This is a genomic window from Microbacterium sp. TPD7012 (assembly GCF_003075395.1).
In the GTDB taxonomy this organism is placed as follows: domain Bacteria; phylum Actinomycetota; class Actinomycetes; order Actinomycetales; family Microbacteriaceae; genus Microbacterium.
This window is the reverse complement of the sequence record NZ_QDFV01000001.1, coordinates 617,936-638,709: the sequence shown is the minus strand read 5'-3', so window position 1 is coordinate 638,709 and position 20,774 is coordinate 617,936. Positions and strand designations below refer to the sequence as shown.

General features: G+C 69.7%; 16 protein-coding genes. 10 read left to right on the top strand and 6 right to left on the bottom strand.

Annotated elements, in window-relative coordinates:
• Nucleotides 1-93 precede the first annotated feature (93 nt).
• From DC434_RS03020 to DC434_RS03010, 3 genes are all read right to left on the bottom strand, one after another.
• A complete protein-coding gene (locus tag DC434_RS03020; protein WP_116633770.1) occupies nucleotides 94-1,806 on the bottom strand; it encodes a carboxypeptidase-like regulatory domain-containing protein in 1,713 nt (570 codons plus the stop codon).
• 936 nt (nucleotides 1,807-2,742) lie between these two features.
• Nucleotides 2,743-3,222 carry a hypothetical protein gene (locus DC434_RS03015; RefSeq protein WP_116633769.1) on the bottom strand — a complete coding sequence of 160 codons (480 nt, stop codon included), beginning with the start codon at nucleotides 3,220-3,222 and terminating at the stop codon, nucleotides 2,743-2,745.
• A 29-nt stretch (nucleotides 3,223-3,251) separates the two neighbouring features.
• Nucleotides 3,252-3,902 (bottom strand): dihydrofolate reductase family protein, encoded by a 651-nt coding sequence (locus tag DC434_RS03010; protein WP_116633768.1) that lies wholly within the window; start codon nucleotides 3,900-3,902, stop codon nucleotides 3,252-3,254.
• Between the two features lie 138 nt (nucleotides 3,903-4,040).
• Here DC434_RS03010 and DC434_RS03005 point away from each other — a divergent pair, with 138 nt between their 5' ends.
• From DC434_RS03005 to DC434_RS02990, 4 genes are read left to right on the top strand one after another with little or no spacing between them, the layout of a single operon-like run.
• Entirely contained in the window at nucleotides 4,041-5,306 is a 1,266-nt protein-coding gene (locus tag DC434_RS03005) for a sensor histidine kinase (RefSeq protein WP_116633767.1), read from the top strand.
• Entirely contained in the window at nucleotides 5,303-5,980 is a 678-nt protein-coding gene (locus DC434_RS03000; RefSeq protein ID WP_116633766.1) for a response regulator transcription factor, read from the top strand. Before DC434_RS03005 ends, DC434_RS03000 begins: the two co-directional genes overlap by 4 nt.
• A 7-nt stretch (nucleotides 5,981-5,987) precedes the next feature.
• The gene (locus DC434_RS02995) at nucleotides 5,988-6,623 is read left to right on the top strand and encodes a class I SAM-dependent methyltransferase (RefSeq protein WP_243408777.1); all 636 of its coding nucleotides are present in this window, start codon (nucleotides 5,988-5,990) and stop codon (nucleotides 6,621-6,623) included.
• A 10-nt stretch (nucleotides 6,624-6,633) separates the two neighbouring features.
• The gene (locus tag DC434_RS02990; RefSeq protein WP_116633765.1) at nucleotides 6,634-7,827 is read left to right on the top strand and encodes a benzoate/H(+) symporter BenE family transporter; all 1,194 of its coding nucleotides are present in this window, start codon (nucleotides 6,634-6,636) and stop codon (nucleotides 7,825-7,827) included.
• A 3-nt stretch (nucleotides 7,828-7,830) separates the two neighbouring features.
• Here DC434_RS02990 and DC434_RS02985 read toward each other — a convergent pair whose 3' ends face one another.
• A complete protein-coding gene (locus DC434_RS02985) occupies nucleotides 7,831-8,682 on the bottom strand; it encodes an alpha/beta hydrolase (RefSeq protein WP_207769879.1) in 852 nt (283 codons plus the stop codon).
• Nucleotides 8,683-8,860: 178 nt separating this feature from the next.
• On the opposite strand from DC434_RS02985, the gene DC434_RS02980 reads away from it, so the two are divergent.
• Both DC434_RS02980 and DC434_RS02975 read left to right on the top strand, forming a co-directional pair.
• A complete protein-coding gene (locus DC434_RS02980; protein ID WP_116633763.1) occupies nucleotides 8,861-9,757 on the top strand; it encodes an ATP-binding cassette domain-containing protein in 897 nt (298 codons plus the stop codon).
• Nucleotides 9,754-10,845, top strand: coding sequence for an ABC transporter permease (locus DC434_RS02975; protein WP_116633762.1), 1,092 nt, complete (start codon nucleotides 9,754-9,756; stop codon nucleotides 10,843-10,845). Before DC434_RS02980 ends, DC434_RS02975 begins: the two co-directional genes overlap by 4 nt.
• Nucleotides 10,846-10,910: 65 nt before the next feature.
• Here DC434_RS02975 and DC434_RS02970 read toward each other — a convergent pair whose 3' ends face one another.
• A complete protein-coding gene (locus DC434_RS02970; protein WP_116633761.1) occupies nucleotides 10,911-14,378 on the bottom strand; it encodes a bifunctional proline dehydrogenase/L-glutamate gamma-semialdehyde dehydrogenase in 3,468 nt (1,155 codons plus the stop codon).
• Nucleotides 14,379-14,511: 133 nt separating this feature from the next.
• On the opposite strand from DC434_RS02970, the gene DC434_RS02965 reads away from it, so the two are divergent.
• The 4 genes from DC434_RS02965 to DC434_RS02950 all read left to right on the top strand — a co-directional run bounded on the left by DC434_RS02965 (nucleotide 14,512) and on the right by DC434_RS02950 (nucleotide 20,022).
• A complete protein-coding gene (locus DC434_RS02965) occupies nucleotides 14,512-15,420 on the top strand; it encodes a LysR family transcriptional regulator (RefSeq protein ID WP_116633760.1) in 909 nt (302 codons plus the stop codon).
• A gap of 82 nt (nucleotides 15,421-15,502) precedes the next feature.
• Nucleotides 15,503-16,993 carry a glycosyltransferase gene (locus tag DC434_RS02960; protein WP_133192767.1) on the top strand — a complete coding sequence of 497 codons (1,491 nt, stop codon included), beginning with the start codon at nucleotides 15,503-15,505 and terminating at the stop codon, nucleotides 16,991-16,993.
• Between the two features lie 84 nt (nucleotides 16,994-17,077).
• Nucleotides 17,078-17,665 carry a nitroreductase family protein gene (locus DC434_RS02955; RefSeq protein WP_116633758.1) on the top strand — a complete coding sequence of 196 codons (588 nt, stop codon included), beginning with the start codon at nucleotides 17,078-17,080 and terminating at the stop codon, nucleotides 17,663-17,665.
• A 59-nt stretch (nucleotides 17,666-17,724) separates the two neighbouring features.
• On the top strand, nucleotides 17,725-20,022 hold the full coding sequence (locus DC434_RS02950) for an excinuclease ABC subunit UvrA (RefSeq protein WP_207769877.1): 2,298 nt from the start codon (nucleotides 17,725-17,727) through the stop codon (nucleotides 20,020-20,022).
• Here the strand turns inward: DC434_RS02950 and DC434_RS02945 are convergent.
• A complete protein-coding gene (locus DC434_RS02945; RefSeq protein WP_116633757.1) occupies nucleotides 20,012-20,731 on the bottom strand; it encodes an FCD domain-containing protein in 720 nt (239 codons plus the stop codon). The two genes, DC434_RS02950 and DC434_RS02945, sit on opposite strands and share 11 nt — an antisense overlap.
• Nucleotides 20,732-20,774 lie beyond the last annotated feature (43 nt).

Sequence of the window (20,774 nt, the reverse complement as noted above, 5' to 3'; positions counted from 1 at the left end):
CCTGGTCGAGGGATTCCCTTGACCAGGCCATCGCTTGGCCACGCGAAATCGGTACCCACGCCCCATGAATGTGCATGGCCGCGTGGCTCCTCCTCAGACCTGCACCCGACGGCGCCGCCGCACGAGGGTCAGACCCGCGAGCAGCAGCAGCAGAGCGGTCGCAGCTGCGGCGACCGGCGCATCCGAACCCGTGTTCGCGAGAGCACCTCCGGTTCCGCCGGTCGTGGCCCCTCCCGAACCGGCGCTCCCTGCGGCCGTGACGTTCAACGCCGCGGTCGCGACCACGGTCACGCCGGAAAACGCGACCAGCGTGTGGGCGCCGGCCGGAGCGCTGGCCGGGATCGTGAACGAGCCCTTCAGCACGCCTCCCGCGTCTGCCGTCAGCGTGCCGAGCACGATCGGGTCGGAGTGCAGTTCGAACGTGATCTCGGCACCCGGCGCGAAGCCGGTTCCCGAGACGGTGATGTCGCCTCCGGCCTGCACCGCGCCGGACGAAAGCACGAGAGCCGGTTCTGGCTCCGTGTCGGCCGTGAGCAGGAAGTCGATCCCCTGCACGATGTCACCCGGGGAGAGGGAGAGCGGCGTCGCCTCGGCAGCCGTCTCGACCCCGTCGAAGAACTGCGAGATCGTGGCCGTCGCGCCATCCGTGAACGTGGCCGTTGCCTTCAGGATGTACGTCCCCTTCTGGAGAAGCATCGAGTAGGCGCCCGTGGCCGGGTCGGCATACTTGTTCGCGACCTGGATGCCGTCGCTCCAGGCTTCCACGAGGATCTCCGACGCTGCGCCGGCGTCGACCGTCACCGTGCCGGTGACGGTCGCGATCTCGTCGAGCACAGCGTCGACGCCCTCGACTTCGTCGCCCGCAGAGACGGTGACGGCGGTCGCAGCGTCCCAGACCGGCGCATCGTTCCACCACTCCTCCGCCAGGCCGGAAGAACGGAAGAGCACCTTATAGGTTCCGGCCGGAACTGCGACGCGGTAGCCGCCGTCGACCTCCGTATAGCTGAACTCGAAGTCGAACCGCTCATCGACGTCGTAGACCAGCACCGAGGAGAACAGCGGCTGCCCGTCGGCCCCACTGGTCACCGTGCCACTGATGTACCCCGCGGCAGCGAGAGCCGCATCCACGCCCGCGGTCGTCTGCCCGCTGACGACAGCGATGACGGTCCCGGAATCCCCCCGGTACTGGTTCTCCCAGAACTCGGACAGCAGCTCCGGATCCGGAGAGCCGAAGCGCAGCCGGTACGAACCATCGGGGAGACCGCCGAGGTGGTACCCACCCGTCGCATCCGTCCGGGCCATTCCGACGATCTCGTTGTGCGCATCGAGAGCGGATACCGAGACGTTCTCGAGCGGGGAGCTGTCGTCCTCGCGGGTGACGACACCCGTGATCGTGCCTCCCACGCTCAGCGCGGCGTCGATGCCCGCGACGACGGTGCCGTCGCCGATGACGATCGGAGTCGCAGAATCCCATCGCTCGGCGTTCTCCCAGTACTCCGACTTCAGATCGGTGCCTTCGGGGGTGAAGGAGACCAGGTGGGAACCGGGCGCCAGACCGGTCAGCGAGTAGGCTCCCGTCTCGTCCGTCTGCGTCGATACCCAGGCCGCCCCCTCCCCGCCGGCCGAGACCGTGACGCCCTCGAGCGGAGTGCCGTCGTCCTCGCGCGTGACCACCCCGCTGATGAAGCCCGACCCTGCGGCGTCCTCCGGTCCGGCGGCAGCCGCCGTCGTCGCACCGCCCAAGGCGAGCGCGAACGCCGCCATCCCGCCGAGCATCGCCCGCATCATCCCGCGTCGTCGCGTCATCGCGTCATCGTCCCACCCTGTGAAGGAGGTCGTGCGCGCAACCCTCACGCTGTCCCGCTCGGCCCTCGAACCTCTGCCGAAAATGCGGCAACGGATCGAATCTAGAGGATGCCTGCACAGGAAGGAAATAGTCGATTCAACGGATGAACCGGAACGAAACCTCTCACTCGTATGTCCCGAACCTCGGCGCCTGTCCGTGCACCGGAATCCCCGATTCCGACGGGTGGCATGGTGCTTGAGCCTCACTGCTCACCATCGCGGGCAACCACCGATCAGTCGGAACTTCGCCTCGGCACGCATATCAAGAGAAGGAAAGAAGTCGCGCCCGTTACTGAACCCGCGGCTAGAGGGAAGCCACCGACTTGCGCCAACGAGAACCAAGTTGACGCGTAGACCAGCAACCCCGAGATGCCCGCCGCGACGATCTTTCCCCCGAGCGAGGCGCGGACTCGGAAGGTACACCAGGAGCAATCGAGGCGACGAGGAGTACGACAAACATTGCTGCGCTCGCAGAAAAAGCGTCGCGAATACTCGCCGCAGGGCCGCGATCGAGAACTACTTGACCGAGAAACAAGAATCGATACGAAAACCCGAGCACGACCGCGAGCGCTGCGATGACAGGAAGACACCAAAGCACGAATCTGGCTAACCTGACCTTCTCCACGTCACTCACTGGCGAAGCATCCGTTTCAAATTCGCGGCCTGCATGTCCGGAGCCCCTTGACGGCATTCTGGGCGAGAGCGGCCGCCTGTCGCATTCGCCACCGTCTGCACGTCCACCGTCCCCTCCAGATTCGAGAACAACCACGTCAACGTCGTCCCCGTGGTCCCGGTCTTCGCCGACTTCTCCGCAACCGGCTTACCCTCCGCACCAATGTACGTCCGCACACCCGCCACCACAGAAGAACCCGCAGCCTGCGACAACCCGCGAGACAACTAGGTCGTATTCGGACAAGGCCGAGAAGACACGTCTCCCTCCGGCGTCAACCACTCACCCGCCGAGAGTCCTTCCTCCGGAATCATGAACAGCGCGGAAGTGACCTGCCCTTTCTCCTCGTTCATGTCCAAGAAGTACCGCACGCCCGGCTCGATAGTTGGCTGCAGGCTGACGCCATCGACCAGACCGGCATTTTCTCCACCGACGACGAGAACCTCTCCAGCCGCGGTGGTGCGGTCACCGGAGGCCTCCCATACGTGCCGGCGCCCTTCGACGCCGGGAAGGTCTGGCCGTTCTTCCACATAAACCGTGGTGATCGTCCGAGATTCGCAGGCCGCAATCAGGAGGTTCTCGCCGTCAGTTCCGAGCGCATATGGACCGTACTGGTAGTAGGTCTCGCATCCGGTCAGGACAAGCACCACGCCCGTCAAGAACGCGAGTGCAGTCGCGTGCCGCGAGCTCGATCTTTTCAGCCGCATCCTTCGTAGCCTCCTCCGGGCGGCGCACATCACTCGTATGTCCCGACCTCCGGCACCTTCTCCGTCCGCCCGTAGCGCAGCAGCGTCACGCCACCGTCGTCGGTCTTCGCCGGCTCGAGCAGGGTGAGGACCGAGGGCAGCGCGTTGTCGTCGAACACCTTCTTACCGGCTCCGAGCAGGATCGGGTACACCCAGAGGTTCAGCTCGTCGAAGAGCCCCTCGGCGAGCAGGGTGTGCACGAAGTCGAGGCTGCCGATCACGTGCACCTCGCGGTGGTTCGCGCGCATCGCGGCGATCTCGGCGGCGAGGTCGTCGCCGACCCGGGTGCTGCCCTCCCAGTCGAGCGCGAGGTCGGCATCGCGCGTGGCCACGTACTTGGGCACGTTGTTGAAGAGCGTGCCGATCGCGCCGGATTCGCCCTCGGTGTGGTGCGGCCAGTACGCCGCGAAGATGTCGTAGGTGCGGCGGCCGAGCAGCAGAGCATCGAGCTGCCGCATGCCCTTCTCGACCTCGGGTCCGACACCCGAGGAGGGGTGGCCCGCCTGCCAGCCGCTGAAGCGGAATCCGCCCGAGGTGTCCTCGTCGGTCCCGCCCGGCCCCTGCGCGACGCCGTCGAGGGTCATGAAGAGGTCGATCAGGATGCGACCGGATGCCGCCGTGCTCGAATCACGAGTGCTCATGTCCTGCTCCTTGCTGTCGGTGCGACGAATCGGGACTGCGAGATGAACGCTACGCACCCTCGATCGCGCTGTCGATGGGCCGACCGGGTCCGCCGCGTGGGGGATGCCCTGGCATCCGCTCCCCCATACGGTGGGAGGATGCCCGCCGTCCCGTTCACCCGCACGCCGACCGCCCGAGAGCAGCGCAGCGACCTGCTGCTCGCCGCCGTGCTGTTCGTCGGCGCCGTCCTGAGCGCCGGGCTCTCCTCGATCGCGCAGATGTACGGCGACGAGCAGGCCGACCTGTGGACCGCCGTCGTCTACGCCGTGGTCGTCACCGCGCCGCTGGCCTTCCGCCGCCGATGGCCCGGCATCGTCGCCGTCGTCACGGCCACGGCCTACTTCGTCGCCGTGACGCTCAAGATCCCTGAGGTCTACGTCGGCAACATCGCGATGTTCATCGGACTGTACTCGGTGGGCGCATGGATGAACCACCGCCGTCGCGCCATGATCGTGCGCATCGCGATCATCGTCGGCATGTTCGCCTGGCTGCTGATCACGATGTACTACGAGGCGATCACGCAGGCCGATGAGGCCGAGGTCGTCGCGGGCGCCTTCTCGCCCTACGTCGCCTTCATGATGATCCAGATCCTGTTGAACGCGCTCTACTTCGGCGGCGCGTACTACTTCGGCGAGCGCGCCTGGCACTCGGCCGCGGAACGCGAGGTCCTCGAGCAGCGCACGAGCGAACTGGAGCGCGAGCGCGAGGTCACTGCGGCGCAGGCGGTCGCGCTCGACAGGGTCCGCATCGCCCGCGAGCTGCACGACGTCGTCGCTCACCACGTGTCGGTCATGGGGGTGCAGGCGGGAGCCGCCCGGCTCATGATCGACCAGGATCCGGCGCAGTCGACCCGCATCCTCGCCGGGATCGAGGACTCGGCGCGCGACGCCATCAGCGAGCTGCGGCAGCTGCTCGAGACGCTGCGCACCCCCGGGGGCGACACCGCCGAGCCGGCATCCACCCTCACTCTCGACGACATCGCCGAGCTCGTGGCCGCCTCGACCGACGCCGGCCTTCCGACCGACTACGCCGTGATCGGGGAGCCCGTCGCCGTCCCTTCGCTCATCGCCGTGAACCTGTACCGCATCGCGCAGGAGTCGCTCACGAACGCCCGCCGCCACGCGGGCGTCGGAGCGACGGCCGACGTGCGCGTGCGCTACGACGACGACGGCGTGGAGGTCGAGATCGTGAACACCGGACGCACGGTCGCCCAGCTGCGACCGGGCCTCGGTCAGCTCGGCATGCGCGAGCGCGCCGCAGCGTCCGGCGGCACCCTCGAGGTGACGCCCCGGCCCCTCGGCGGTCTGCGCGTGCGCGCCCGCGTCCCCCTGCCCGTGACCGCCGAGGCGAGGAGCACCCGATGACAGACCCGCAGATCCGCGTCCTCATCGTCGACGACCACTCGATGCTGCGGGCGGGATTCCGCACGATCCTCGACATCCAGCCCGACATCACGGTGGTCGGCGAAGCGGCGACGGGAGCCGAGGCTGTGGCCCAGGCATCCGCTCTCCTCCCCGACGTCATCACGATGGACGTGCAGATGCCCGACATGGACGGCATCGAGGCGACCAGACGGATCGTCGCCGATCCCGCCGTCGGAGCGGCGATCGCGATCGTCACCACGTTCGACCAGGACGACTACCTCTATCAGGCGCTGGATGCCGGAGCCAGTGGCTTCCTGCTCAAGAACGCCGGCGCCGAAGACCTGATCGCCGCCGTGCGCGCCTTGGCCGCCGGCGACGGGATGCTGGCGCCCGAGGTCACGCGCCGGGTGCTGGCGCGGTTCGCCGGAGCATCCGCTCCTGCACCCGCTGCCGTCCGGCCGCCGAACCCGACCGTCCTGGCCGAGCCGCTCACCGACCGCGAGGCCGAGGTTCTGACGCTGCTCGCCGATGCGCGCAGCAACGCCGAGATCGCGACCGCGCTCTTCATCGGCGAGGCCACCGTGAAGACGCACGTCTCGCGCATCCTGCAGAAGCTGGGAGCGCGCGACCGAGTGCAGGCCGTGGTCCTGGCGCATCGGATGGGTCTCGCCTGAGGCGACCGTGGTCGAGTACTGGAATCACAACAGCGCCTACCACCCGTGGATCATCGGGATCGTGTCCGGCATGCGTGCTCCCGATGTGCTCGATGTGGGATGCGGCGAGGGGCTGCTGCTGCAGCGGCTCGCCCCTCTGAGCGCCACGGTGACGGGCGTCGAGCCCGACCCGGGGGCGGCCGCGCGAGCGGGTGCCCGTCTGCTCCGCACGCCGAACGCATCCGTCACGACATCGGACTTCGCGGCCTTCGACGCGGGCGACCGCCTCTTCGACGTCATCACCTTCGTCGCCGCACTCCATCACATGGACACGCGTTCGTCGTTGGCGAAGGCCGAGACGCTCCTGCGCCCCGGCGGGAAGCTGCTCGTCGTCGGGTTGGCCGCCAACCGGACGTTCGCGGACTGGGCCCTCTCGGGCATCGCGCTGCCCTGGGTGCGGCTCGGATCGATGCTCCACCGGGAGTCGCGCGACATCGGCGTCCCCACCGCCGAGGCCACGGAGAACGTGGCAGAGATCCGAGCCATCGCTCACGAAGAACTCCCCGGCGCTCGGCTCAGACGCGGCCTCTACTACCGCTACCTGCTGTCCTGGACGAAACCGACCGACGACGTCGAAGGCGCTGTCACCGACCCTCCGCGATAACCTCGTACCCATGCCCGGCGCTGCTCACCTGTCCCGCCCGATCCTGGCGGGAGTGGTCACCGCGCTGGTCGGCTTCACGAGCTCCTTCGCGGTGGTGCTCACGGGTCTCGATGCCGTCGGCGCGACGCCGGCCCAGGCGGCCAGCGGACTGCTCGCGGTCAGTCTCACCATGGGGCTCGCCTGCATCGTGCTGGCCTGGCGATACCGGATGCCGATCACCGTCGCGTGGTCGACTCCCGGGGCGGCGCTGCTCGCGGCGACCGGTGCGGTCGACGGCGGCTGGACGGCAGCGGTCGGCGCGTTCCTCGTGACCGCGGCGCTCATCCTCCTCACAGCCCTGTGGCCGGCGCTCGGCGCGCTGATCGCCCGCATCCCGCCGTCGATCGCGCAGGCGATGCTGGCCGGGGTCCTCCTCCCGCTCTGCCTGGCGCCGATCAGCGGCCTCGTGGCGAACCCCTGGGGCGTGGTCCCCGTCGTGCTCACGTGGCTGGTGTTCGCGCGCCTCGCGCCGCGCTGGGCCGTACCGCTCGCCTTCGTCGCGGCGGCCGTCGTCGTCGCGGTCTCGCTCGTCCACACCGGCACGGCGTTCGATCCGGCTCTCCTGCTCCCGCGCGTGGAGCTGACCACGCCGACGTTCACGGTCGGCGCGCTCGTCGGCCTCGCCCTGCCGCTGTTCATCGTGACCATGGCGTCGCAGAACGTGCCGGGCATCGCGATCATGCGCAGCTTCGGATACGAGGTGCCCTGGCGTCCTGCGATGCTCGTGACCGGACTCGGCACCGCGCTCGGCGCCACCGCGGGCGGTCATGCGATCAACCTCGCCGCCATCAGCGCGGCTCTCGCCGCGTCTCCGGATGCCGACCCCGACCCGAAGCGCCGCTGGGTCGCCGGCGTCTCGACGGGCGGGTCGTACCTCGTCCTCGGCGCCTGCTCGGCCGCGTTCGCCGCGCTCGTGACTCTCGCCCCAGAGGCCGTGATCCCCGCCGTCGCCGGCCTCGCGCTGTTCGCCGCCTTCGGCGCCGCCGTGCAGCAGGCCATCGACGACCCGGCCGAGCGCATCCCCGCCGTCGTGACATTCCTCGTCGCGGCGTCCGGCATCGCGGTGCTCGGCGTCAGCGCGGCGTTCTGGGCGCTCGTCGCGGGACTCGTCGTGCGTGCTGTCCTGACCCTTCGACGGGCTCAGGACCCCAGAGCGCGGGGCTGATCGTCACGCGAGTCGCGCGAGGAACTGCCGTAGTCGGTCGACGACCTCGCCGAGGTGCGTCTCCAGCAGCCAGTGGCCGCCGTCCAGGATGTGCAGCTCCGCCTCCGGCACGTCGCGCAGGTAGGCTCGGGCCGCATCCGCCGGCATGTACCCGTCGTTCTCGCCCCAGACGATGAGAGTCGGCGGGCGGTGCTCCCGCAGATACGCCTGTTGCAGGGGAAAGCGCTCCAGCGTCGTGCGCTGGTCGTGGAACAGACGTGCGTACTCGAACCGACCAGGCGTCATCAGCGCCCAGTGCAGCATCCAGAGGTCCGGGGCGACGCGGTCCGCGAGCTCCGGCGGAAGCTCGCCGACGAACTCGTCGCGGAACCCCTCCTCGCTGATGTTGGCGGCCAGCTCGTGGAGTCCGAGCGGCGTGGGATCGCTCCAGTAGCGGCGAAGCGCGTCGTACTTCGGCCCGAACCGGTCCTCGTAGATGTCGCCGTTCTGGATGACCAGCCCTGCGACCCGCTCGGGTCTGCGCATCGCGAGCTCGAACCCGAACTGCGACCCGTAGTCGTGGAGGTAGAGGACGTAGCGGTCGAGCCCGAGCTCGTCGGTGAAGGCCTCCAACCAGTCGGCGTAGGCGGCGAAGGTGTACGGGAAGACGGTCGGAGGAGGCGTCTCGGAGTATCCGAATCCCGGCGCGTCCGGAGCGACGAGGTACCAGTCGTCCGCCAGAGCGGGCATGAGGTTGCGGAACTCGAACGACGACGCGGGGTAACCGTGCGGCAGCAGCAGGAGCGGGGCCGACGGATCGCCGGCGTGCCTGTAGAACGTCTCGATGCCCTGCACTCGTGCCGTCGCTGTCCTCACCGGGCGGATCATCGTCCGGACACCTCCTCCGATCGCGTGGCACCCGCCTCACGCGGGATGCAGCCCACGATAGGGAGGGCATCCGACGCCCGGAATCCGCCGCGCGGGGGATGTCGCGGCTCCCGGCTCTCCGTAACGTGAAGGGCATGCGATGTGCGGAGCGAACGAAGGAGTCGACATGACGACAGGCAGGCTCGAACTCACGGGCATCACCAAGAGCTACGGCTCGCGGCGAGTGCTCGATGACGTGTCCTTCACGGTCTCGCCGGGGCGGCTGACGGGATTCGTCGGCGGCAACGGCGCCGGCAAGACCACCACCATGCGGATCGTCCTCGGGCTGCTCTCGTCCGACGGCGGCACCGTCGACCTCGACGGCGCGCCTCTGACGGCCGCCGACCGCCGCCGCTTCGGCTACATGCCGGAGGAGCGCGGGCTCTACCCGAAGATGAAGGTGCGGGAGCAGATCGTGTACCTCGCCCGCCTGCACGGCTTCGGAAAGGCGGAGGCCACGAGCAGGGCGACCGAGCTGCTCACCGAGCTGGGCCTGGGCGAGCGGCTGAACGACACGATCGAGTCGCTCTCGCTCGGCAACCAGCAGCGCGCGCAGATCGCGGCCTCGCTCGTGCACGACCCCGAGGTGCTGATCCTCGACGAGCCGTTCTCCGGGCTCGACCCTCTCGCGGTCGACGTGGTCGCCGGCGTTCTGCAGTCGAGCGCCGCGAAGGGCGCATCGATCCTCTTCTCCTCGCATCAGCTCGACGTGGTCGAGCGGCTGTGCGACGACCTGGTGATCCTCGCCGGCGGCACGGTCCGCGCATCCGGTTCGCGTGACGGGCTGCGCGCCGAGCACGCCCGCGACCGCTACGAGCTCGTCTCCACCGGCGACGCCGGCTGGCTGCGCACCGAACCGGGTGTCACGGTCGTCGACTTCGAGGGCGGCTACGCGCTCTTCGACGCCGATGGCCCCGAGACCGCGCAGCGGGTGCTGCGCTCCGCCGTGGAGCGCGGTGACGTCGCGAGCTTCGCCCCCAAGCATCCGTCTCTCGCACAGATCTTCAAGGAGGTCATCCAGTGAGCGCTTCGACCCCCACCACCGCGAACGGCATCTGGCTCGTCGCGGAGCGCGAGATCGGCTCCAAGCTCCGCAGCAAGGCCTTCCTCATCTCCACGGGCATCCTGCTGCTGATCGCCCTCGCCGGCATCGTCATCGGCGGATTCGCGAGCAAGAACACCGCTACCGAGACCATGCCCGTCGCCGTCACGTCCCAGACCTCCGCCGCCGTCTCGGCGCTGCCGAACGTCTCGGTCACCGAGGTCTCCGATCAGGCGGAGGCCGAGCAGCTGGTCCGCGACGAGAAGGTCGACGCCGCGGTGCTTCCCGGCTCCGGCGCCTCCGACTTCACGATCGTCGCACTGAAGGATGCCCCCAGCTCGTTGGTCTCCGGTCTGTCGAAGGCGCCGGAGGTCACGATCCTGGAACCGGCGACGACCACCTGGATCCTGCGCTACTTCATCGCGATCGGCTTCGGTCTGGTCTTCATGATGGCGGCGGCGACCTTCGGCGGGACGATCGCGCAGAGCGTCGTGGAGGAGAAGCAGACGCGCGTCGTCGAGGTGCTGCTGTCGGCCATCCCGGCGCGCACGCTGCTGGCGGGCAAGGTCGTCGGCAACACGATCCTGGCGATGGGCCAGATCATCGCTCTCGCTGCGATCGCGACGATCGGGCTGATCGTCACCGGCCAGCGCGACGTGCTCTCGATGCTCGGCGCGCCGATAATCTGGTTCGCGGTGTTCTTCCTGTTCGGGTTCATCCTGCTCGCCGCTCTGTTCGCGGCGGCGGCCTCGATGGTCTCGCGCCAGGAGGACATCGGCTCGACGACGACCCCGATCACGATGCTCGTGATGGCGCCGTACGTTCTGGTGATCATCTTCAACGACAACCCGCTGGTGCTGACGATCATGTCGTATGTGCCGTTCTCGGCCCCGGTCGGGATGCCGATGCGGCTGTTCGTCGGCGAGGCGCAGTGGTGGGAGCCGCTGCTGAGCCTGGTGATCCTGCTCGCGAGCTGCGTGGCCGCGATCGTCGTGGGCGCGAAGATCTACGAGAACTCGCTCCTGAAGATGGGATCCCGCGTCAAGCTCGGAGAGGCGCTGCGCGGCTGACGCCCCAACCCACGAACCCCCTGTCGCGCGTCGCGGCAGGGGGTTCGTCGTTGCTCGGCCTGTTCTCAGATGACGCCGTCGGTGAGGGTCGTCGGGTTGCCGAAGCGGTGGTTCGTGATCGACACCGCCTGCTCGTGGAGGAACGGCAGGATCTCGACCCGACCCGCGCCGGTCACGGCGTGCGACCAGACGGCGACATCCGGGCTGCCGCCGAGGGCGTCGAACAGGGCCGATGCATCGCCGCCGACGAGCCGCAGGCGCTGCCAGGACCGCTGCGCCTTCGCGTAGCGCTTCGTCCACGCGGCATCCGTCTCGTGCTTCACGGTCACGCCGTGCGCACGCAGCGCCTTCTCGACGCGCGAGGGCAGCGCCGGTGCCGACACCGTGAACGGGCTTCCGCTGCGGAGCGCTGCGGCGAGCACGCGGATGCCGTCGACCAGAGGCGCGTGCTCCGCGATGCGCACGTCGACCGCGACCGGACGGTACCGGAAGAGATTGCGCTCGACCCCGAGGCCCGACCTGTCGGACACGGCGCCGAACTCGTCGACCCAGGCCCGCTCGTCGGATGCCGCGGCGCGGTGCACCCAGGCGGACTCGACCGGGTCGAGGTCCGGGGTGGCGGCCGCGAGGAGGGCGTCGACCGCCGGAAGCACGGCGGCGTCCGCCGCGGCCGCCGGGAGCTCCGCCGGCACCCACTCGCCCAGGCCGAAGAGGTAGTTCGGTCCACCGGCCTTGGCGCCGGCACCGACCGCCGAGCGCTTCCAGCCCCCGAATGGCTGGCGCTGCACGATCGCGCCGGTGATGCCGCGGTTGACGTAGAGGTTGCCCGCCTCGACGCGGTCGAGCCAGGTCGAGACCTCGTGCGAGTCGAGCGAGTGGAGTCCGGCCGTGAGACCGTAGTCCACCGCGTTCTGGAGACGGATCGCCTCGTCGAGGTCCTTCGCGCGCATCACGCCGAGGACGGGTCCGAAGAACTCGGTGAGGTGGAAGTACGAGCCCTCGCCGACGCCGGTCTTCACACCCGGGGTCCACTGCTTGCCCTCGGAATCGAGCTTGCGCGGCTCGACGAGCCAGCGCTCGCCCTTCTCCAGCTTCGTGAGCGCTGTCAGCAGCTTGCCGGAGGCGGGCTCGATGATCGGGCCCATCTGCGTGGCGGGGTCATCGGGCAGGCCCACCCGCATCGAGGTCACGGCATCCACGAGCTGGCGCTCGAACCTCTTCGACTCGGCGACCGATCCGACGAGGATGACGAGGGACGCCGCGGAGCACTTCTGGCCCGCGTGGCCGAAGGCGCTGCGCGCGACGTCGGCGGCGGCCAGATCGAGGTCCGCTGACGGTGTGACGATGATCGCGTTCTTGCCGCTGGTCTCGGCGAGCAGCGGGAGGTCGGAGCGGAACGAGCGGAACAACTGCGCGGTCTCGTAGGCCCCCGTGAGGATCACCCGGTCGACGGCGGGGCTCGCGACCAGACGCGTGCCGAGGTCGCGCGAGGCGAGGTCGACGAGCGCGAGCAGGTCGCGCGGCACGCCCGCTGCCCACAGGGCCTCGACCATGACGGCGCCGCAGCGCTGGGTGAGCTTCGCCGGCTTGATGATGACGCCGGAGCCGGATGCGAGGCCGGCGAGCACGCCACCCGCCGGGATCGCGACCGGGAAGTTCCACGGCGGGGTGACGACGGTGACCTTCGAGGGCACGAACTCGGCACCGGAGACGGCCTCGAGATCGAGCGCTCGCTCGGCGTAGTAGTGCGCGAAGTCGATCGCCTCGCTGATCTCCGGGTCGGCCTCCGCGATCGTCTTGCCGGCCTCATGAGCCATGATCTCGATCAGCTCACCGCGGCGCGCCGCGAGCTCGTCACCGGCGCGGTGCAGCACGGCCGCCCGCTCGGCGGCGGGCCGGGCCGCCCAGCTCGCGGCGGCGGCGGTGGCGGCGGCGAAGACCGCGTCGAGCTCGGCATCCGTCTCGATGCGCGCGGCGGCGATCGCGTCCGTGCCGAGCGTCGTGCCGACCGAACGGCCCAGGATCTCGCGCCCCCAGGTGCGGTTGGCGGCGAGGGCGGGGTCGGTGTCGGGCTGGTTCTCGAAGCCGGTGGTACCGGCCGCTGCCGCGTCCTCGGTCTGCCGGTTCTGCACGCGGTGGGATGCCGGAACCGAGCGGTCCGCCTCGAGACCGGCCAGCGAGCGCTCGAACCGCTCCCGTTCGCGCGTCAGGAGCGTGGGGTTCGAGGCGAGCTCGAACACGGCCGACATGAAGTTCTCCGGGCTCGCGTTCTCTTCGAGTCGGCGCACCAGGTAGGCGATCGCGACGTCGAACTCGGCCGGGTTCACGACCGGTGTGTAGAGCAGCAGCTGACCGACGTCCTTGCGGACCGCGGCGGCCTGACCGGTCGCCATGCCGAGCAGCATCTCGTACTCCACCTGGGCCCCTGAGCCTGTCGACGGGCCGGCCACGCCCCGTGCCTGGGCGAGCAGCCAGGTGTAGGCGATGTCGAAGAGGTTGTGTCCCGCGACGCCGATGCGCACGGCATCCAGTCGCTCCGGCGTCATCGCCCAGTCGAGCACGCGCTTGTAATTGGTGTCGGAGTCCTGCTTCGTGCCGTAGGTCGCGAGCGGCCAGCCGTGGATCGCGGCATCGACCTCTTCCATGGCGAGGTTGGCGCCCTTCACGACGCGCACCTTGATCGGCGCTCCGCCCTTGGCGCGGCGGGCGGCGGCCCACTCCTGCAGGTGCTGCATCGCGCCGAGCGCGTCGGGCAGGTAGGCCTGCAGCACGATCCCGGCCTCGAGATTCTCGAGCCCCGGCTGGTCGAGGATGCTCGTGAACGCCGCGATCGTCAGGTCGAGGTCGCGGTACTCCTCCATGTCGAGGTTGATGAACTTGGCCTTGCCCGCCGCCTCCGCACGCGCGGCGAGCTCGTACAGCGGGGTGAGCTTGGCGACGACATCCGCCACGGCCTCGTCGAACGACCACATCGACAGCTGGCTGACGACGCTCGAGACCTTGATCGACACGTAGTCGACGTCGTCGCGGGCGAGGAAGTCGCTGGTGCCCTGCAGGCGTCGGCCGGCCTCGCGCTCGCCCAGCACGGCTTCGCCGAGAAGGTTGAGGTTCAGTCGGTTGCCGGTCTTGCGCAGCTTCGCGATCGCCGGGCCGAGCTTCGAGGGGGTCGCGTCGAGGACGAGGTGCCCGACCATCGCCCGCAGCACCCGGCGCGAGATCGGCACGACGACGCCGGGCAGCTTCGGCGCCCAGAATCCGCCGGTCTTGATGGCGGCGCGGAGGTATCCCGGCAGCAGGGTCGGGGTGATGTCCGAGATCTCGGCGAGCTTGCGGCCGGCCACACGCAGGTCCTCCGGACGCATCACCCCGTCGACGAAGCCGACCGTGAACGCCAGACCGTTCGGGTCCTTGAGCACCTCCGACAGGCGCTGGGCGGCGGGTTCGACGGGGTACGACTCGCTCTCGGCGAGCCAGCGCTGCACGAGGGCGGCGACCTGATCGGTACGGGGAGTGGTGTCGACGTCGACAGACATGGGCGGTGCCTTCCGGAGAGATCGCACACCCGGGGTCGTGTGCGGCTGGATCATTGTCCGTCCGGTCGGTAGGCTCCGTCTATCAACCGAATTGCGTGAATTCTGTTCACTCAGACTGAACGAACGGATCGCCGTGCTCGACGTCAATCGCCTGCGGATGCTGGTGGAGCTCTCCCGCCGCGGCACGCTCTCCGCCGTCGCCGACGCGCTGTCGTACAGCAAGGCCTCGGTGTCGCAGCAGCTGAGCGCGCTGGAGCGCGACGTCGGCGTCCCGCTGCTGCGACGCGTCGGCCGCGGCGTGCAGTTCACTCCACAGGGGAATGTTCTCGTCGCACAGGCCATCGGCATCCTCGATCAGCTGGAGCATGCCGAGGTCGCCGTCGCGGAATCGCTCACCGAGGTGACCGGCACGGTGCACATCGCCGTGTTCCAGTCCACCGCGCACTCGCTGCTGCCCCGCGCCCTCGAGGCGCTCAAGGACCGGCATCCGGCGCTGCGCGTGCAGGTGACCGAGTGCGATCCCGAGACCGGCCTGGTCGGGGTCTCGAGTCGTGACTTCGATCTGATCCTCGCCGAGCAGTACCCCGGGCGCACGCGCCCGATCCACGCCGACCTCGACCGCGTGATGCTGGCTCACGACGCGATCGCCCTGGCCCGGAGACCGGGAACGGCCGATCAGACGGATGCCGTCGCCGCGCTGTGGTCCACCCGTGACGAGCCGTGGGTGCTCGAACCCGAGGGAACGGCATCGCGCGCGTGGGCCGAGCAGCTCTGCCGCACCGCGGGCTTCGAGCCCGACGTGCGCTTCGAGATCGCCGACCTCACCGCGCACGTGCGCCTGATCCACGCCGGCCTCGCGGTCGGCCTGCTGCCCGAGCTCGTCTGGGCCGGCGACACTCCGACAGTCGATCTCACACCGCTGCCCGATGATCCGCGGCGCGAGATCTTCTCCTCGGCGCGGCGGGTGTCGGCGGCGGCGCCCTCGATCCGAGCCGTTCGCAGCGCCCTCGCGGATGCGGCGTCGCACAACCTGCCGGAGTAGCCGAGCCGCGCTCCTCGATCCTCGGCAGGGACACAGCCGACGCACAGTCCCCGCCACAGGACCAGGCCTATCGTTGCTCGAGATGTTCCGCTCCTCGCCCCGTCTCCCTCCCGCTCGGCACTTCGCCCTGACGTGGGGACTCGCCGACCAGCACGGCGGGATGACCAGCGCCATGCTGCGCCGCTCGCGCTCCTTCCGCCTGATCGGCGGGGTGGATGTCGACATCCTCACGCTGGACGACCGCCCGGACTACTCGGAGTACGCCGCGCGCCTCCACGCGTCGGGAGAGCTGATCGAGGGCCTCCGGATCCGCAACCTCTGGGATGAGCTGCGGGAGAAGCTGCCCGCCCCGCGCGGAACCGCGCCCGAGAGCCCAGAGCTGCTGCGGCCCGAGGACGGCGACGTCGTGGCGATGCACGGCGGCACGGTGCTGAGCCGCGTGCGGCGCGGAGCCGACGGCCGGCTGCTCGCCGTGGACCGGTTCCGTCGCGACGGCTCGCTCCTCGCCACGGAGCGCCCGGACTCCGACAGGAAGATCGTGCTCTACGCGGGCGACGGCACCCCCATCCGGTCGTGGAAGACGAGCTGGGGACTGTACCGCTGGTGGTTCGATCGGGTGACCGGGGGCAAGCCGAGCTTCCTCCTGGTCGACTCGAAGACGGCGGCGCGATCGGTCGCCGGCTACCGCCGGGACAACGTCACCACGGTCCACATCGTCCATGCCTCTCACCGACAGGGCGGACGGGCGGGCGAGCTGCGGGCGACGCGCCAGTACGTGCTGCGCCGCGCAGGCGAGTTCGACGCGATCGTCGTCCTGACCACCCGCCAGCAGGCCGATCTCGCCGAGGATCTCGCCGCCGTCGGTGTCGAGGCGACGATCTGGACGATCCCCAACGGCGTGGACCTGCCGGAGGAGAACGTGATCGCCCGCGAGGCCGGGCACGGGGTCGTCGTGGCGTCCTTGAACACCCGGAAGCGCCTCACCCACGCCGTGGAGGCGATCGCCGCCGCACGCGCCGCCGGTGCGCGGGTCGAGGCCGACATCTTCGGCGAGGGCCCGCGCGAAGCCGTGATCCGCCGGCGCATCCGCCGTCTCGGCATCGAGGACCGCATCCGCCTGCGCGGACACGATCCGGCCGCACGCCTGGCGTTCCGGACGGCGAGTTTCAGCCTGCTCACGTCCACGTCGGAGGGCCTCCCCCTCGTGCTCGTGGAGAGCATGGCCGCCGGCTGCATCCCGATCGCCTACGACATCCGCTACGGTCCGGCCGACATGATCCGCGACGACGTCGACGGCTTCCTGATCCCCGAGGGCGACGTCGATGCCATGGCGCGGCGGATCGTCGAGCTGCAGTCGATGCCGACGGCGCAGATCGAGGCGATGCGCCGGCGCGCGATCGCACGGGCGGCCGAGTTCTCGGATGCGACGGTGACGCGACGCTGGTCGCGTGAGCTGCGTGCCGCGTACGACGCCAAGCTGCTCGCCGCCGCCAAGGACCAGCCCCTCGCGGTGCGTCTGCGGCGACGTGCCGGCGTGCTGCGCCGGAAGGTGCTGTGGGCGCTCGGGCGCTGAGGAATATACATGCGCATACATGCGTTCTGACCCCCTGTAAGCCGGACGACGGAGTCCGATCCACTCCCTCCGAAAGGCCTCACCGTGAGCATTCCCGTCATCGATCGCACCGCACCGACCGAGCACCCCGTCCTCGACGTCCTCGCCGGGCGCTGGAGCCCCCGCGCCTACGACGCGCAGAACGCGATCGACGAGGTCAAGCTCGCCACCGCCCTCGAGGCCGCCCGCTGGAGCCCCTCCGCGAACAACACCCAGCCCTGGCGATTCATCGTCGCCCGCCGCGGCACCGCCCTGCACGCCCAGGTCGTGAACGCGCTGATGGGCTTCAACCAGACATGGGCCGGCAACGCGGCCGTCCTCGTCGTGGCCATCGCCGAGACCGCGGCCGCTGACGGCACCCCGATCACCCACGCCGTGTACGACCTCGGACAGGCCGTCGCGCACTTCTCGGTGCAGGCCCACCACGACGGACTCGTCGTGCATCAGATGAGCGGCTTCGACCCCGAGGCCGTGCGCGAGTTCGCCGACCTCGAGCCCCGTTTCACCCCCGTCACGGTCTTCGCCGTCGGCGAGTTCGGCGACGTCGAGAGCCTTCCCGAGGTCCTGCAGCAGCGCGAGGTCGCCCCGCGCGTGCGCCGGCCGATCGACGAGACGGTCGTCCTCAGCGCCTGACGCCCTCTCCTCGGACAGGCCCCCGGACGGATGTCCGGAGGCCTGTCTAGCGTGAGGTGATGGACTCCTTCCTCCGCATCACCGGAGCGCGGACCAACAATCTGCGCGACGTCTCGCTCGACGTCCCGAAGAAGCTGATGACCGTCTTCACCGGCGTCTCCGGATCCGGCAAGTCATCGCTCGTGCTCGACACGATCGCCGCCGAGGCGCAACGGCTCGTGAACGACTCGTACTCGACGTTCATCCGCGCCCGGCTGCCGCAGATGCCGGCGCCGGATGTGCAGGCGATGGACGGCCTGACCTTCACGGTGCTCATCGACCAGCGACGGTTCACCGGGAACGCCCGCTCGACGGTCGCGACCGCGACCGACCTCGCCTCCCTGGTGCGGCTGGTCTTCTCGCGCATCGGCTCGCCCTCGGCCGGGTATTCGCCTTCCTACTCGTTCAACGACCCCTCCGGCATGTGCCCGACCTGCGAAGGGCTCGGCACGGTCTACGACATCGACCTCGACGCGCTCATCGACACCGAGAAGAGCATCGACGAGGGGCCGGTGCGCTTCAGCCTCTTCCGGCCCGGCGTCTACCGCTGGAAGCGCTTCGCCTACTGCGGCCTGTTCGACCGGCAGAAGCCGCTGAAGGAGTACACCGCCGAGGAGATGGACCTCTTCCTGTACGCGGATCAGCTCAAGCTGACCGACCCGGACCCGCGCTTCCCGCAGAGCGCACGGTTCGACGGCGTGATCACCCGCATGCGCGCGGTCTTCCTGAAGCAGCGCCCGACCAAGATGTCCGCGCAGGTGCGCGAGGAGCTCGACCGCCTGGTGACCCACCATGCCTGTCCCGACTGCCAGGGCGCCCGCGTGAACGAAGCCGCGCGGGCGAGCCTCATCGACGGGCGATCGATCGTCGACTGGATGCGGATGCCGGTGGCCGAGCTGCGCGTGCTGCTCGACGACCTCGCCGACGCCAGGGTCGCGCCGGCGGTCGACGGCATCCGACACGTCCTCGATGCCCTCCTCTCCGTCGGGCTCGGCTACCTCACGCTCGACCGCGAATCGTCGACGCTGTCCGGCGGCGAGGCCCAGCGGGTCAAGATCGTGCGGCACCTCGGGAGCGCCCTGACCGATGTGACCTACGTGTTCGACGAGCCCAGCACCGGGCTGCACCCCGCTGACATCCAGCGCCTGGTCGCGCTGCTGCAGCGCCTGCGCGACGCCGGCAACACGATCCTCGTGGTGGAGCACCATCCGCAGGTGATCGCCGTCGCGGACCACGTGGTCGACCTCGGTCCCGGCGCCGGCTCCGCAGGCGGCCTGGTGCAGTTCGAGGGCACGCCCGACGCGCTGCGTCGGAGCCGCACCCTGACCGGACGGCTGCTCGCAGAGCCGCTGCGCGCAGCAGAGACGAGTCGAGCGCCGCGCGGTCAGGTCACCGTCCGCGACGCACGGTCGCACAACCTGCAGGGTTTCGACGTCGACGTGCCCGTGGGGGTGCTCACGGCGATCACCGGTGTGGCAGGCTCCGGCAAGAGCTCGTTCGCGACGGTGGAGCTTCCGCGGCAGCATCCGGAGTTCACCGTCGTCGGGCAGGACCCGTTGCGCGGCGGCATCCGCTCGACCACGCTGAGCATCCTGCGCATCGCCGACACCGTGCGGGAGGTGTTCGCCGCGGCATCGGGCCTCGATCCGTCCTGGTTCAGCTTCAACGGCAAGGGCGCGTGCCCGACGTGCCGCGGACGCGGGCACATCACGACCGAGCTCGCGTTCCTCGACGACGTCTCGCTGCCCTGCGACGCCTGCGGGGGTCTGCGATTCAACGACACGGCGCTCGAGGTCCGCGTCGGCGGTGCGACGATCGCCGATGTCCTCGCCTCGACTCCGAGCGAGGTCAGCGGGCTGCTGTCCGACCACTCCGACGTCGTGGCGGCCCTCGACTGGGTGCAGCGCACCGGACTGGGCTACATCCCGGTCGGCCGCTCGCTCGACACCCTCTCCGGGGGCGAGAAGCAGCGACTGCTGCTCGCGCGCCACCTCAGCGACCCGCAGCGCGATCCCGCCGACCGGATCATCCTCGACGAACCGACCTCCGGGCTCCACCCGAACGACGTCGACACGATCAATCGCCTGTTCGACGACCTGCTCGACGACGGCGCGACACTGGTCGTGGTGGAGCACAACATGCGTGTCGTCGCACGCGCCGATCACGTGATCGACATCGGTCCAGGAGCAGGGTCCGACGGCGGTCGGCTGATGTTCGCCGGGACCCCGGCTGAGCTCGCGGCCGACGGGGACTCGCTGACAGGAGCGGCGCTGGCGGCATCCGCCGGCGACGGATCGGGAGCCCGCGTCAGCGGGTGAGCGCGCGACGACGGGCGGCGTCGAGGAGCTCCAGATCGATCTCGACGTGGCGCTGCGCGATCCGCCCGGCATCATCGACACGGCCGTCGATGATCGCCGCGACCAGTTCGCCGTGCTCACGTCCGGCGCGCTCCTCCATCGCAGGTCGGCTCGCCGAATCGCCCCACGGGTGGGCGGGTGCGATGATCGTGAACCGGCGTTCGTGGTCGAGCACGATCGCGGAGAGCGTCTCGTTGTGCGCGGCGGCGATGATCGCCAGGTGCAGGAGACTGTCGGCGTGCTGACGAGCGGCTCCGCTCTCGGCCTGCCGGAAGTCGTCGAGGCAGCTCTCGAGGCACTCGATGTCGTCGTCCGTGCGGTTGCTTGCCGCGAGGCGAGCGACCGCACCGTGGAGGTGCGTCCCGGCGATGGCGGCATCGACGAGCTGCGGCCACTGCTCTTCGAACCATCGGGCGACGGCGGCGACCTCGGAGGTCGGCCATTCCTCCCTGACGAATGATCCCCCCGACCTCCCCCGCTGCTTCTCCAGGATGCCCCTGCCGACCAGGCGCTCCAAGGCGGCTCGTGTCGTGGTGCGCCCGACGCCGAGCGAGCGAGCGAGATCGCGTTCAGCCGGCAGGCGGGCCCCAGGGAGGAATTCGCCGATCGCCACGGCGGTGATCAGCCGGTCGGTGATGCGATCGATCAGGGTCTCATCGGTCTCCGTCATGGCCCTCCCAGTGTTTCATCAACGTTAACTTGCCGCCAAATGG